This window comes from Bacteroides sp. RTP21281st1_H5_RTP21281_210402 (assembly GCF_040918965.1).
Lineage (GTDB): Bacteria > Bacteroidota > Bacteroidia > Bacteroidales > Bacteroidaceae > Bacteroides > Bacteroides congonensis.
Genome location: NZ_JBCOWR010000001.1, coordinates 1 through 15036, shown reverse-complemented (window position 1 = coordinate 15036; position 15036 = coordinate 1). Strand labels below are relative to the sequence as shown.

15 protein-coding genes are annotated in these 15036 nt (G+C 45.1%); 5 read left to right on the top strand and 10 right to left on the bottom strand.

The window, feature by feature from the left end:
• Positions 1-8: 8 nt before the first annotated feature.
• Positions 9-2225, top strand: a complete 2217-nt coding sequence (locus tag AB5443_RS00075) for a heavy metal translocating P-type ATPase (protein WP_368113560.1) — start codon at positions 9-11, stop codon at positions 2223-2225.
• Positions 2226-2352: 127 nt separating this feature from the next.
• Here the strand turns inward: AB5443_RS00075 and AB5443_RS00070 are convergent, their stop codons facing one another.
• On the bottom strand, positions 2353-3192 hold the full coding sequence (locus AB5443_RS00070; RefSeq protein WP_368113559.1) for a helix-turn-helix domain-containing protein: 840 nt from the start codon (positions 3190-3192) through the stop codon (positions 2353-2355).
• A 66-nt stretch (positions 3193-3258) separates the two neighbouring features.
• On the opposite strand from AB5443_RS00070, the gene lipB reads away from it, so the two are divergent.
• Positions 3259-3942 (top strand): lipoyl(octanoyl) transferase LipB, encoded by a 684-nt coding sequence (lipB, locus tag AB5443_RS00065; RefSeq protein ID WP_368113558.1) that lies wholly within the window; start codon positions 3259-3261, stop codon positions 3940-3942.
• On the opposite strand, the gene AB5443_RS00060 is transcribed toward lipB, so the two are convergent.
• From AB5443_RS00060 to AB5443_RS00030, 7 genes are all read right to left on the bottom strand, one after another.
• Positions 3899-4864 carry a PorV/PorQ family protein gene (locus tag AB5443_RS00060; protein WP_368113557.1) on the bottom strand — a complete coding sequence of 322 codons (966 nt, stop codon included), beginning with the start codon at positions 4862-4864 and terminating at the stop codon, positions 3899-3901. The two genes, lipB and AB5443_RS00060, sit on opposite strands and share 44 nt — an antisense overlap.
• Before the next feature lie 2 nt (positions 4865-4866).
• Positions 4867-5607, bottom strand: a complete 741-nt coding sequence (locus AB5443_RS00055) for a DUF1460 domain-containing protein (protein WP_368113571.1) — start codon at positions 5605-5607, stop codon at positions 4867-4869.
• A gap of 48 nt (positions 5608-5655) precedes the next feature.
• Complete coding sequence (locus AB5443_RS00050) at positions 5656-7644, bottom strand: OPT family oligopeptide transporter (protein ID WP_368113556.1); 1989 nt, start codon at positions 7642-7644, stop codon at positions 5656-5658.
• 104 nt (positions 7645-7748) lie between these two features.
• Positions 7749-8144 carry a DUF1573 domain-containing protein gene (locus AB5443_RS00045; RefSeq protein WP_368113555.1) on the bottom strand — a complete coding sequence of 132 codons (396 nt, stop codon included), beginning with the start codon at positions 8142-8144 and terminating at the stop codon, positions 7749-7751.
• A gap of 99 nt (positions 8145-8243) precedes the next feature.
• Positions 8244-8843: a DUF4923 family protein gene (locus AB5443_RS00040; protein WP_044654036.1), complete on the bottom strand. Its 600-nt coding sequence runs from the start codon at positions 8841-8843 to the stop codon at positions 8244-8246.
• Between the two features lie 14 nt (positions 8844-8857).
• Positions 8858-9460 carry a ribosome biogenesis GTP-binding protein YihA/YsxC gene (gene yihA, locus AB5443_RS00035; protein WP_022139785.1) on the bottom strand — a complete coding sequence of 201 codons (603 nt, stop codon included), beginning with the start codon at positions 9458-9460 and terminating at the stop codon, positions 8858-8860.
• A 124-nt stretch (positions 9461-9584) separates the two neighbouring features.
• Entirely contained in the window at positions 9585-11039 is a 1455-nt protein-coding gene (locus AB5443_RS00030; protein WP_195407181.1) for a sodium:solute symporter, read from the bottom strand.
• Positions 11040-11129: 90 nt separating this feature from the next.
• Between AB5443_RS00030 and recR the strand changes: the two genes are divergently transcribed.
• From recR to AB5443_RS00015, 3 genes are read left to right on the top strand one after another with little or no spacing between them, the layout of a single operon-like run.
• Entirely contained in the window at positions 11130-11747 is a 618-nt protein-coding gene (recR, locus tag AB5443_RS00025) for a recombination mediator RecR (protein ID WP_022139783.1), read from the top strand.
• Between the two features lie 59 nt (positions 11748-11806).
• Entirely contained in the window at positions 11807-12265 is a 459-nt protein-coding gene (locus tag AB5443_RS00020; protein WP_307995930.1) for a hypothetical protein, read from the top strand.
• Positions 12262-12798 carry a GNAT family N-acetyltransferase gene (locus tag AB5443_RS00015; protein WP_044654032.1) on the top strand — a complete coding sequence of 179 codons (537 nt, stop codon included), beginning with the start codon at positions 12262-12264 and terminating at the stop codon, positions 12796-12798. The genes AB5443_RS00020 and AB5443_RS00015 overlap by 4 nt, the downstream gene beginning before the upstream one ends.
• 12 nt (positions 12799-12810) lie before the next feature.
• On the opposite strand, the gene AB5443_RS00010 is transcribed toward AB5443_RS00015, so the two are convergent.
• Together AB5443_RS00010 and AB5443_RS00005 are read right to left on the bottom strand one after the other, a co-directional pair.
• A complete protein-coding gene (locus tag AB5443_RS00010) occupies positions 12811-13401 on the bottom strand; it encodes a YqgE/AlgH family protein (protein WP_195663571.1) in 591 nt (196 codons plus the stop codon).
• Positions 13402-13495: 94 nt separating this feature from the next.
• Positions 13496-14812, bottom strand: coding sequence for a pyridoxal phosphate-dependent aminotransferase (locus tag AB5443_RS00005; protein WP_073345050.1), 1317 nt, complete (start codon positions 14810-14812; stop codon positions 13496-13498).
• Positions 14813-15036 lie beyond the last annotated feature (224 nt).

Genomic DNA, 15036 nt, shown 5'->3' with positions numbered 1-15036 from the left:
TAATATATATGGGTAATATGGTAAAAAAGGCATTTCCCGTGCTCAATATGCATTGTGCGGGTTGTGCTAATAATGTAGAAAAAACAGTAAGAAAATTGCCGGGAGTCATGGAGGCTTCCGTTAATTTTGCCACCAATATGCTGACTATTTCTTACGAGAAAGACAAACTGACTCCCGGAGAAATCCGTGCGGCGGTGCTTTCGGCAGGTTACGACCTGATTGTAGAAGAAGCCCATAAAGAGGAACGTCAGGAAGAAGAGCAGCATAAACGCTACGTTCGCTTGAAACGGAAAGTGATTGGTGCATGGATTTTGGTAGTACCATTACTGGTATTTTCCATGATATTGATGCATATGCCATACTCTAACGAGATTCAATTGGTACTTGCTATCCCTGTCATGGTCTTTTTCGGCGGCGGTTTCTTTACCGGAGCGTGGAAGCAGGCGAAGATGGGGCGGAGCAATATGGATACTTTGGTTGCACTGAGTACTTCCATCGCGTTTCTGTTCAGCTTGTTTAATACTTTCTTTCCTGAATTCTGGTATGCTCGCGGACTGGAATCGCATGTCTATTATGAAGCTTCTGCGGTGATTATCGCCTTCGTGCTGACCGGAAAACTGATGGAAGAACGTGCGAAAGGAAATACATCCACCGCTATCCGCAAACTGATGGGTATGCAACCTAAAGTAGCCCGTGTCCTGCGCAACGGAGTAGAAGAGGAGATTCTGATTGAGCAACTGCAAGTCGGTGATTTGGTAGTCGTTCGTCCGGGAGAGCAGATACCTGTGGACGGTAAACTTTCCGAAGGCGATTCATATGTCGACGAAAGTATGATAAGCGGTGAGCCTATTCCGGTAGAAAAGAAGAAAGGTGATAAAGTACTGGCGGGAACTATCAATCAGCGCGGTTCGTTCATTATCAGCGCGGCACAGGTCGGCAGTGAGACGGTATTGGCGCGTATCATCCATATGGTACAGGAAGCACAAGGCAGTAAAGCGCCCGTACAGCGTATCGTTGACCGTATAACCGGTATTTTTGTACCTGTCGTGCTTGGTATTGCCATCCTGACATTTATCCTGTGGATTACCATTGGCGGCAGCGAATATATATCTTATGGAGTTCTGTCCGCTGTGTCTGTTCTCGTGATTGCCTGTCCGTGTGCTTTAGGGCTTGCCACGCCAACCGCATTGATGGTAGGAATCGGCAAGGCGGCCAATCAGCATATACTGATTAAGGACGCCGTCGCTTTGGAACAAATGCGCAAGGTCGATGTCGTAATACTGGATAAAACCGGAACACTGACCGAAGGACACCCCACAGCTACCGGATGGCTATGGGCACAATCGCAGGAACCACATTATAAAGATGTACTCCTCGCTGCGGAAATGAAATCGGAACATCCTCTCGCCGGTGCCATAGTCGCTGCACTTCAGGACGAGGAAAAGATAACTCCCGCCAAATTGGATAGCTTTGAAAGTATCACAGGAAAAGGTATAAAAGTTTCCTATCAGGGACAAGTGTACTGGGTAGGAAGCCATAAACTTTTAAGGGATTTCAGCGCTACGATGAGTGATGTAATGGCTGATATGCTGGTTCGCTACGAATCGGATGGTAATGGCATCATCTACTTTGGTCGTGAGAATGAACTATTGGCTATCATTGCCGTCTCCGACCCGATAAAGGCGACCTCTGCCGAAGCGGTGAAAGAGTTGAAGCGTCAGGGTATCGACATCTGTATGTTGACCGGCGACGGACAACGGACGGCCTTGGCTGTCGCTTCCCGTTTGGGAATTGAACGTTTCGTTGCCGACGCACTGCCGGACGATAAGGCCGACTTTGTACGCGAACTGCAATTGCAGGGAAAGAAAGTCGCTATGGTGGGTGACGGAATCAATGACTCGCAAGCCTTGGCATTGGCTGACGTCAGCATTGCTATGGGAAAAGGTACGGATATTGCCATGGACGTTGCCATGGTTACTTTAATGACATCCGACCTGCTCTTGCTTCCCAAAGCCTTCCAGTTATCGAAGCAGACAGTCAAACTGATTCATCAGAACCTCTTTTGGGCATTTATTTATAATCTGATAGGTATTCCTATCGCTGCCGGAATCCTGTTCCCATTGAATGGATTGTTGCTGAACCCGATGCTGGCAAGTGCCGCTATGGCTTTCTCCAGTGTGAGTGTAGTGCTTAATTCACTGAGTTTGGGAAAAAGGAGATTGTAATTGGCGATGATTCAAAATAAATAATTCTGTTTTAATCAGGCACGGATTACGCGGATTTCACGGTTTTCTGAAATATGGTTGTACAAAGCAACCGCGTATTCCGTGTAATCCGTGCCTGAAAATATTATTACCCGTTTCTGAATTCCAATGGCGTCATTCCCACATATCGTCTGAAATATTTGCCGAAGAAAGAAGCACTGGGGAAATTCAGCGAATAAGCAATTTCCTGAATTGTCATATTCGTACCTTTCAGTTTGGCTTTGGCATCCATGATAACGATATAAGCAATCGTATCCAATACACTTTTCCCTGTCACTTGTCTCACCGTAGTGCTCAGATGTTGGAGAGATACCCCCAACTTATCCGCATAGAACTGCGCACGACGTTCGTTTCTGTAATTCTCAGTGATAGATTGAATTAGTTCCCGACATATTTCCTTTTTACGGTTTGAGCTGCTGCTCTCTCCCGGATAATTATGATATATCAGCCGTATGCTTGTCAGGATAGTCTGAAGCGACAATTCTACCAGTTCAGGATCCATATCAAAGTTCTCATTGCAACTGGCTCGTGATAGCAGGGCAAAGTAATCCTTCAGATAACTGGCTACTTCCTCATTAAGCGGAACTACCGGTTGTTCGATAAGTTTAGGATAAGCATTGCCGATATTCTTCATCAGATTGATACGTCCGGCGCAATGAGCGGAGAAACCTGCGAAGCAGAGACATACTTTTTCTGTTTTTTCCCGAAACTGGATGATAGTTCCCGGTAATAATGTTATCAAGTCATTGGGACGTATTTCATAATCAAGCAAGTTGATGGAAGCTTTCATTGAGCCTTCAGTACAAATAGCGACAATACATGCCTGCAACCGACAAGATTGCTTATAAATGTTCAGAATATCTTCCGTGACATTCGTCCATGCTAATACTTCGGTAGGCAAGTCTACCTGTGGAAAGTCCATTTTCATAGTTGTGTTTGTTATATTCGGCCAACAAATGTACACATTTTCTTTTTATTTCTTACCTTTGTTTTTATGAAAACAGTTTTTGTCGATTGGAATTTGATACCGTATGCCGAAGCCTGGCAACGGCAGACGGAATGGTTTGACGGAGTTGTCCGTGCAAAAGCACAGGATGAAGCCTATGAGAACCGTATTATTATGTGTGAGCATCCCCACGTCTATACTTTGGGACGTAGCGGGAAAGAAAATAATATGTTGCTGAGTGACGAACAGTTGAAAGCGATTGATGCGACCCTTTACCACATAGACAGGGGAGGAGACATCACTTATCACGGCCCGGGGCAATTGGTATGCTATCCGATACTGAATCTTGAAGAATTTGGGTTAGGACTGAAAGAATACGTCCATCTGTTGGAAGAAGCAGTGATACGTGTCTGCGCATCTTATGGCATTGAAGCGGGACGACTGGAGAAAGCGACGGGCGTATGGTTGGAAGGTGATACACCCCGTGCCCGTAAGATATGCGCGATAGGAGTGAGAAGCAGCCACTATGTCACCATGCACGGACTGGCTTTGAATGTAAATACGGATTTACGATATTTCAGCTATATCCATCCTTGCGGGTTTATAGACAAAGGCGTCACTTCACTTCGTCAGGAACTGAAGCACGATGTGCCCATGGACGAAGTGAAGCGACGCCTCGAAGAGGAACTTAGAATACTATTCCGACTCCCAACTGCCAGGTTCGGTGCATAAAGCAATCCTTATCTGCCAGTGTGTAAGAGAAATCGGCACGTATAGGCCAGAAGTTGATTCCACAGCCTAGAGTGCCGTAGCTGCCTACGCCCTTGTTCTTATCTCCGAAATGATATCCTGCACGGACTACTCCGTATTTGAGGAAATTATACTCGGCTCCTACGCCCGCCTGCAAATGGCGGATTTCGGAAGGAAGCAGATAGTTGAAGTCAAGTGCTACCTGCAAACGGTTCTCCATGCTGAATGGCAAGTCGATGGCACCCCCTAATCCCAACTTGGCGGGAAGTTTATATCCGTCCAACTTTTTCCCTATATTAGCAGCCTGGAAACCGATGCTCCATGATGCCATTTCGTCCAAAAGAGCCATATTGCGGTGGTATGTAGCCCCAAAATCCAGACAAACAGAATTCTCACTGTCTGCACTTTGCCAGGATTTGGATTGCATATATCTGAGAGTTAAGGAGAGGGACAGGTTTTTTGCTACATTTCTAAAATATCCGGCTTCTAAATCCCATATGTAGGGACGAAAACCGGTATTAAGCCCCCCGTCTAATTCCTGTTTCGGGTCTTTGAAGTGGCGGAATCCTACCATAAAGCCGTGTTTCCCTTCTCTTCCGATCTTATAAAAGAGAGATGCGCTGTGCAACGCATAATCTTTATTAATGTCGGCGTATGAATAACTTGCACCCATTGTTTCCATAGAGAATGCAAGAGTAGAAGCGTTATGAAAGATTGCTGTACTTCCGTTGTCAGTGATAGCCAATCCTGTACCTGCCATACCCGCCGATTGAGCATCTGGGGTAAGTTCCAGAAAATAGGCACTTGGAATTGATGCCAATAGGTCAACGCCTGCCCTTTTTTGTGCTCCCGCTAAGACAGGAAATAAGCACAAAATGAAAAGGAAATGTTTTACTCGTTTCATAATCAGTTATTTTTAATGTGCGACATCCGGACGACACGTATGCCTGTCCACGATTTATTGTTGTCAAGCATATGGCGGAGAGAGGTATCGCTGACAACCACTTTCCCTAAGGTAGAAGAAGCGTGCAGCAGATGTAACTTTCCCCGTTTATATTCTGCTATTCCTACGTGAGCAATGTCCAGTCCGGGCAATTTGGTCGTAATAGCAATAATATCTCCATCCATAATCCACGGCAATCCGTTTTCCGGCAATTTGCTTTTCGGCAGCCAATGTACTGTTTTTCCTGATAATGCTTTCTCATATTCAGCCATCCGTAACACATTTTCCGGCGAATCAGCCAATTTCTTGTATTGTTTGGGATGGGTGGACATGTATGAAAGGGACAATTTCATTGTAGACGTACTGTTCCCGGCAGTGACATCTGTAAGGAAACCATTGCGGACACCATTTTCAATCCAGTCGGACGTATAATGCAATCGCGAAGGATAACCGTCGATGATACCGTCACGATATCGTATCTTTTGCAGATTTTCTGTAAAGGAAGGACTGATGGCCTGCGCCAACGTATATTCCACGAACGTGAGACAATCCACCGCATCCGTCCGGATGACCAGTCCTTCCTCTCCATCCCGGTCTAAAGTATTGGCTACATATTTTGTCCCCAGATAAGACTTTCCGATTCGCAGCATATCGCCGGAGTCCTGCGGAGCAAGCTCCGCAGACTGTTTCTGTGCAAAGGTCATTACACTGACAAGCGATACTATGACGGATAAAAGTCTCCTCATACTATTTTATTTAACTTTCATTGAAGCCTTGATAAAGTAAAGAATCAGCAGCGCATATGCTCCTAATGCTAACACTTCCGACCAGGTATTGTTCAGCCATGCTTCATTCACCAGATTGACTCCGCCGAAACGCATAGCGGCACTGATAACCCCCATCAATGCACCACCGGCAATGAAACCGGAAGCCAGCAATGTTCCTTTTTCTCCTCTTTCCGTATTCAATGTTGCATCTTTGCTACGAGTGGTCACAAACCAATTGACAGCTCCACCCACTACCAACGGCACATTCAGTTCCAAAGGAATAAACATACCCAATGCAAAAGCTAATGCAGGAATTTTACAAAGAGTGAGAATAATAGCTAACACAGCACCGATACCATATAGCAACCAGGGCGCACCTACACCACTCATCAACGGTTCGATAACGGCTGCCATCGCGTTTGCCTGCGGAGCAGCCAGTGCGCCGCTCGTAAATCCGTATGTCTTGTTGAGGATAATCATCACACCGCCTACGGTTGCAGCCGATACGATAGTTCCCAGAAACTTCCATGTTTCCTGTTTGGCAGGAGTGCTTCCCAACCAGTAACCGATTTTCAAGTCAGTGATGAAACCACCCGCCATTGAAAGTGCGGTACATACTACACCACCCATCACCAATGCGGCAACCATTCCCGAAGGGCCTTTCAGACCGACAGCCACCATCACTACGGAAGCCAGAATCAGCGTCATCAACGTCATTCCCGATACAGGATTCGTACCTACGATAGCAATCGCATTGGCAGCTACCGTGGTGAATAGGAATGAAATACCTGCCACCAGGACAATCGCTACCAATGTATGCAACAGGTTACCCTGCATTACGTCAAAGTAGAAGAACAATACAATCAATATCAGTGTAATGATAGAACCTATGGCGATAATTTTCATTGAAAGGTCACGCTGCGTACGCATAATGCTCTTTTCCACATTACCCTTGCCACCCATTTCCTTGGCAGCCAGTCCGACAGCACTTTTAATAATACCCCAGGAACGGATGATACCAATCACACCCGCCATGGCGATGCCGCCGATACCGATACTCTTCGCGTAATATTTGAAAATCTCTTCCGGGCTCATCATCCCTACGGTAGACGTGATTTCGGGATTCCATGCATTCAGCACACTGTCTCCCCAGATAGCGGACATTCCCGGAATGATAATCCACCATACAGCCAGTGAACCGGCACAAATGATAGAAGCATATTTCAATCCGACGATATATCCCAACCCCAGTACGGCAGCACCCGTATTCACTTTAAATACCAGTTTGGCCTTTTCTGCCAACATCTCTCCGGCACTGCATACACGCGTCGTGAAATTCTCGTTCCACCAGCCGAATGTAGCTACGATGAAGTCATACAATCCACCAATCATACCCGCCATCAACAACGGTTTGGCCTGACTACCGCCTTTCTCGCCTGAAATCAGCACCTGTGTGGTAGCCGTTGCTTCCGGGAAAGGATATTGGCCATGCATATCACTGACGAAATATTTCCGGAAAGGAATCAGGAACAGGATACCCAATACGCCACCCAGCAGAGAACTGATGAACACCTGCATGAAAGTAACCGTCATTTCGGGATATTTGGCCTGAAGGATATAAAGAGCGGGCAGGGTGAAGATAGCTCCCGCCACAATCACTCCCGAGCAAGCTCCGATAGACTGGATGATTACATTTTCTCCCAACGCATTTTTCCTCTTGGCTGCTCCTGATACACCTACCGCGATAATCGCAATCGGAATAGCAGCTTCGAATACTTGCCCCACCTTCAAGCCCAGATAGGCTGCGGCGGCGGAGAAAAGGATTGCCATGGCGATACCCCATGCTACTGACCAGAAATTAACTTCCGGATAATTTTTCGAGGGACTCATCAACGGGTTGTATACTTCCCCCGGTTTCAACTCTCTGAACGCATTCTCGGGTAACCCGGTGAATTTGTCTTCTTCTTGTTTCATAGTTTTATAATTTGCTAATGTGTCAATTTACATTTCTGTCCTCAAAGTAAACAAAAAAAAAGGAGAACCGAAAGATTCTCCTTTATGTAATAGTCTATTTTTTCCTACTTTGTGTCTTTTGCTTCCATATCGCCCTCGATATACAATCTTACCATCTCAGTTTTGGCATTGGTACGCAGGGTGATTGACTTCTTGAAGTGTCCCGGATATTTACCCGTTCCGTTATAAGTCACCTTGATTGTGCCTTTTTTGCCCGGCATGATCGGTTCTTTCGTATATTCGGGTACGGTACATCCGCAAGAAGCTACTGCCTGGTGAATTACCAAAGGAGCATCACCTATATTAGTGAAGGTAAACGTGCAACTGACCACCGGACTGTTTTCTGAAAACTTACCGAAATCGTGAGTTGTCTTGTCAAACTTGATGTCCGCATTTGTTTGCGCAAATGCAAAACTTACCCCCATAACTAATAAGGTCATTAAAAAAAGTATCTTTTTCATTTTTCCTTCTCTTTATTGATTACAAGTGCCAAAGGTAATGCTTTTTCCCCTAAAATATACTCTATGGAGTGCGAAATAGTATTAAACGCCCCGTTTTTGCTATTTGGTGAGTTGGAATCCCAACATCATTCCGTCATAGTTGTCGGCCAGTGAACTGACTGTTTTCAGTGCGGTGCTGTTGCTCTTGCTGCCGATAAAAGCCATCAGTTTCAGCAACTTGTCCGAGTTGAACAGTAATTCCAGTGAGTTGGAAGTGCAATTCACTTTTGCGTGCAGGTTCAGCAATTTCAGGTATTTCAAGTCTACCTGTTTGGTAGAAGCATTGTAGGAGTAAGTACCATTCAGTTTCTTTTTTCCTACGGTACTGGTGAAAGTACTGTCGGCATTAAAAGTAAAGCTCATCTGGCCTTCCTTGATACCGATTTTGCTCAACTGTTCGTTCAGTTTGCTTTCCGCCATGGTAGCTGCGGCAGCTCCGCCCGCTTTCATCAACAGGTTGTCCGATTCGAACTCGACGGCTGAACCTTGATAACTCCATGTTCCGGTCATGTCGATAGACGCGGTATTGCCGGTAATGGCGTTCACCACTTTTGAAATGTTGTCCTTGTTCAACAAGTCCGCCCATGATTGCGCGTGGCTGTCAGTAGCCGTCAGCATGAATGCTGCCATAAAAGCAAGTGATAAAAAAATCTTTTTCATTTTCATTCTCTTTTTCATTGATTGATACTCTTGTTTATGTTTTCTATGTAGTCAAGTATTTCTTTACGTCCTGTGCGGTCTTCCGAAGAAGAAATAAAATAAGGCGGGAGTTCTTCCCATTGCTTTCTTAATTCGCGCAGATATGAATTGATATTCATTTTCAGGCGTCCGCCCTTGAGCTTGTCCGCCTTGGTGAAGATGATGGCGAAAGGAATACCGTTTTCGCCCAGCCATTCCATAAATTCCAGGTCTATCTTTTGCGGTTCGAGACGGCTGTCTATCAGGACAAACAGGTTTGTCATCTGCTCCCGTTCCAGAATGTAGTCTTCGATGATGGTACGTATCTGGTCTTTGCCTTTCTGGCCGCGTCGGGCATAGCCATATCCCGGAAGGTCGACAATATACCAGTTCTTATTAATCAGAAAGTGATTGATAAGCATCGTCTTTCCCGGTGTGGCGGAAGTCATAGCCAACCCCTTACGGTTGGTCAGCATATTGATAAGGCTGGACTTGCCCACGTTGGAACGGCCGATAAAGGCATATTCGGGGAAAATACCTGCCGGACATTTCTTCACGTCCGTGTTACTAATCACAAATTCTGCACTTGATATTTCCATATTTTTGTCATTTATTTCTTCATTCTATTATTTATAATAAACTCGTTCATCGTTTATAATAAACTATCGCGTCGTTTATAATAAACTCTGCCATTATTTATTATAAACGCCGGAGTACTTGTTTTCATGGTACTTTCAGCGTTTTCTCTTTTCGAGACATTATTATTAATCCTGCAAAGGTAAGTGTTCCATTTAATATTAGCAATTCATAACCGAATTTATATCCGGTTTCTTTGGCTATCCACCAGTCCAGGGCATAGCAGAGCAAGGGAGAGGCGATGGCTATGAAAGGCACCCGGCGGTCGTTGGTCTGCCTGCGGGTAAACAGTCCGAAAGCAAACATTCCGAGCAGCGGCCCGTATGTGTAGGAAGCGATGATGTAGATGGCATCAATTACACTTTTATTATTCAGCATTTCGACCAGGCAAATGAAGAAAGCAAGTAGAACCGAGAGTGATAAATGCACCTTGTTCCTTTTACGGCGGGCTACTTCTTCGGTATCCTTTTCAGTGTCGAGCAAATCGACGCATACGCTGGTCGTCATGGCTGTCAGGGCGGAGTCCGAATTGCTGAAAGCAGCCGCAATGATTCCGATTGTAAAGAGTATCAGGACGGATTGTCCCAAATAACCTTGTGTAGCGAACATCGGCAGAATATCATCGTTCATGGCAGGCAACTCCAGTTGCATCTGTCCGGCCAGTGTTATCAGCAGGATTCCCAGACACAGGAAAAGAAAGTTCAGCGGGATGAATGAGAATCCGTAACAATACATATTCTTTTGCGCTTCGCGCAGGTTGCGGCAGGAAAGATTCTTCTGCATCATGTCCTGGTCAAGTCCCGTCATCACAATCACGATAAAGATTCCACTAAAGAATTGCTTGAAGAAGTTTTGCCGGGATACCCAGTCATCGAGTACGAAAATCCGGCTGTATTCACTGCTCTGAATAGTCCGGACAATACCGCTGAAATTCAAGTCCAATTTCTGAATCGTGAAATAAATGATGAAAATCAGCGCGGCAATCAAGCAGAAAGTCTGCAAGGTATCTGTCCATACAATGGTTTTTATTCCGCTTTTATGAGTGTATATCCATACCAGTGCCACCGAACCGACGGCAATCGCCCAGAAAGGAACATGCATCTCCTGAAATACATAAGTATGGAGAATCAGGCAGACCAGATAGAGCTTTGCGGCCGTTCCCAGCATACGCGATAATAGAAAGAAAAAAGACCCCGTGCGATAGGCTCGTGTTCCGATGCGTGTGCCGAGATAGCCGTATATGCTTGTCAGATTGAGCTTATAATATAAAGGAAGCAGTACATGCGCCACTACCATATATCCGAAAAAGAATCCGGATACCGTTTGCATGTAAGTCATATCCATCCCGCGTACCATGCCCGGCACAGAGACGAAAGTAACTCCGGAAATGGTGGCGCCGATCATTCCGAAAGAGACTACATACCAGGGCGATTTGTTCTCTCCCTTGAAGAACGCTGCGTTCGAACCGCCTTTGCGTCCGGTGATACGGGCTATTAATAATAATACCGCAAAGTAACCTATAATAGTAATAAGTATCATCATAACGGCTGCAAAGGTAGTATTTTTTGCAGGTATTAAAACAATAATCTGTATCTTTGCGCCAAAATATCGATAGAATAGCAATTATTATCTATGAACCAACAATATCCTTCCGTACTGCTTGAAAAGGCAGTCGGTGAATTTTCAAAACTTCCGGGCATCGGGCGTAAGACGGCTATGCGGCTTGTCCTGCATCTGCTCCGTCAGGACACGGCTACCGTGGAAGCGTTCGGAAGTTCCATCATCACCCTGAAACGTGAGGTGAAATATTGCAAAGTCTGCCATAATATATCCGATACCGAAACTTGCCAGATTTGCGCGAATCCGCAACGGGACGCGTCTACTGTTTGTGTAGTGGAAAATATCCGTGACGTGATGGCGGTAGAAGCGACCCAGCAATACAGGGGGCTGTATCATGTCCTGGGCGGCGTCATTTCTCCGATGGATGGGGTAGGGCCGAGCGACCTGCAAATAGAGAGTCTCGTGCAACGGGTATCCGAAGGGGGCATCAAGGAAGTAATCCTTGCCTTGAGCACTACCATGGAAGGGGATACCACGAACTTTTATATCTACCGCAAACTGGATAAACTGGGAGTCAAACTGAGTGTAATCGCGCGCGGTATATCCGTTGGCGACGAACTGGAGTATGCCGATGAGGTGACTTTGGGACGCAGCATCGTGAACCGTACCGTTTTCACCGGAACTATATAATCAAATCAACTTTAGAATTAAGAACTTTAGAATTTAAAACTTTAGAATTTAGAACGAACATGGAAGAACAGATAAAACGCGCTGTCAGAAACTTGAATATCAGTTATGTTCTCTTTTGGGTGCTCCCTGCGTTTCTGCTTGGGGCAGGAGAGTTTGAACTTATTCCTGTCGGAATCCTTGAAGGGAACGTGCAGGCTACTTATTACTTTGAAACGGCCGGTATCCTACTGACGGCCTTGTGCATACCTCTTTCCCTGAAACTATTCAGCCTTGTACTGAAAAAGAAGATAGACCACATGACCATTACCCTTGCGCTGAAACGTTATGTGCAGATGAGCATCGTCCGGTTGGGAATACTTGAAATTGCCATCGTCGTAAATCTCCTGTGCTATTACCTGACGTTGAGCAGCACGGGCAACCTTTGTATGCTCATTGGGCTGACAGCTTCCCTTTTCTGTCTGCCGGGCGAGAAAAAACTGCGTAGCGAACTTCACATCACCAAAGAAAAAGACGAATGAGACAATCTTTCTTGATGAACGACCGTGTCTATCTTCGTGCGGTAGAACCGGAAGATATGGATATTATGTACGAGATGGAAAATGACCCTTCCATGTGGGACATCAGTAACTTTACAGTTCCTTATTCCCGCTACGTGCTGCGCCAGTATATCGAGGGTTCGCAATGTGATGTGTTTGCGGACAAGCAGTTGCGCCTGATGATTGCCGGCAAGTCCGACCATCGTATACTTGGCACGATTGATATTACGGATTTTGTCCCTCTCCATTCACGCGGAGAAGTGGGAATTGCCATTCATAAAGACTACCGCGGACAAGGATATGCCGCCGATGCATTGAAATTACTTTGTGAGTATGCGTTTGATTTCCTGTCTTTCAATCAGCTTTACGCACACGTGGCAGTAGACAACGAAGTCTGCATGAAGCTGTTCACCTCTTGTGGCTTCATCCAATGCGGATTATTAAAGAACTGGCTGCAAGTAGAGGGTCGCTATAAAGACGCGGCACTCCTTCAGTGTTTGAATCCTAAGAAATAAGAAATGAAGCAATCAGTTGAGAGTAGGCACTTGCGGGAAACGTGACCACGTTTCATACTTGCTGCCTAACTTCTCCAGTGCTTCCCGCCACATGTCTTTGGTGTTATCCTTCATCAGGTAAGATTTCCCTTCCTCAGAAACCAGCCATGTGTTCTCTTTAATCTCATTGTGCAATTGATCGTTTTCCCAACCGGAATACCCCAGGAAGAACCGGATACATTCACTTATTTTATTCCCCTGCAATATGTATTTCTTTATTGCGTCAAAGTCTCCATTCAGATAAAGACCTTTGCTGATAGAAATAGAACCGGGAATTTCCGCTAATGTATGGAGATAAAACAATGTATCAGTGGCGACAGGCCCACCTTTATATAAAGGTATCTCATCGAGATACTTGAATTCCATGATAATATCATTGAGTAGAAGCGGCAATTGCTTGTTGATAACCAGTCCCATACTGCCTTCTTCCGTATGATCGACCAGTAATATCACAGACCTGCCGAATGTCGCGTCACGTAAAAAAGGTTCGGATATTAAAATCTTTCCTCTTGACGGAAGCACATTATTCGATTGAATCTTAAATATATCAAGGTCTATATTCATGCCACTAAAGTAATAAAAAAAACGGAATAACAATCGTTCTTTCCGTTTTTTTTCATTTTAAGTGTAGCTTTTATAAATATCTTCTGCCAAACGATTAGCCTGCCGGATGATTTTCCGCAAATAGTTTCATCCTTTCGTCAAGCTGCGCATATTGATGGTCTTTAATAAAAGAGGTACATGCACGCAGACCTTCCTGATGGCTTCCTGTGGTGACTAACGAGATGGCGCTTACACCATAATACATTAATTCCTTAGCCAATTCACCGCTGGTCATCCCCGGATACCCGATAGTAAAATAAAATCCGTCCGCAATGGGGTCGCCCAAATCGTTGTCATATACCAGATGGAATCCGTGACGAAGGAAAATCTCTTTTAGCTTTTTCGCTCTTTCGCCATATATCTTCACTTCGTCGAGGAAATTGTATTGTCCCTCATTGGCAGCTTTCAGCATGGCAGCCATGGCGAACTGTGCGGAATGGCTTGTACCGGAAGAAAGCGCATAAAGCACGCGGTGAATGAAAACAGTACCGAATGTACCGCCGCCATAACGCTTGGTCAGCCCCGGATAACTCCGATGATACAGTTTGTCTGAAATACAGCTCACACCGATACGCTGTCCGGCATAACTGAATGCCTTTGAACCTGAAATCAGCAATACATAATTATCGGTATAATGGGCAACCGACGGTTGGAACGGTGCTTGATACGGCTTGCTCAAATTTTGGCGGAAATCCATCGCGAAGTAGGCCAAATCTTCCAGAACGATGACATCATACTGTGTAGCCAACTCACCGATGATTCTCAATTCTTCATCTTTCAGGCAAATCCAACTGGGATTATTCGGATTTGAATAGATAATTGCCGATATATTTCCTTTCTTCAGGTAACTTTCCAGTTTCTCTCTCAGTTTTTCGCCCCGATAGTCGTAGACATCAAACGTTTCATATTTTTGCCCCATCACTACCAACTGCTGCTTCTGCACCGGAAATCCCGGATCGATAAACAGAATCGTATCTTTCTTTTCATCGCATTGGCTGCAAGTGAGGAAAGAAGCGAATGTTCCCTGCATGGAACCTGTCACGGGTACACATCCTTCCGGACTCAAGTCTACATTAATAAATGCCTTGATAAAGTTGGAAGCCTCTTTTTTAAGTTCCGGCAACCCGTTAATGTCAGGATATAAACTGGCGATACCCTTCTGCAATGCCTCAATTTCCGCTTTTACACCTACGGCGGACGGCGGAAGTCCCGGAACACCCATTTCCATCTTGATAAATTCAACTCCCGATGCTGCTTCCGCTTTAGAAGCAATAGCTTTTACTTCCCGGATGGTAGCTTTGGAAAAATCGACAATTTGAAACTCATTGATGGTTTCATCAATCAGATGTCGCTCAATTGGTGTATTTTTCATTCTATTTTCTATTTTATGTAATAGCTGCAAATGTACACGATAATTCTTAATAAAACCACTTTTTCAGAAAAAAGATACGAAAGCTATTGCAGGTTTCAAAAAAATATCTACCTTTGCAACCGCAATCGAGAGAGATGCGATTAAAAAGAAATTCTGGTGCGTTAGTTCAGTTGGTTAGAATACATGCCTGTCACGCATGGGGTCACGGGTTCGAGTCCCGTACG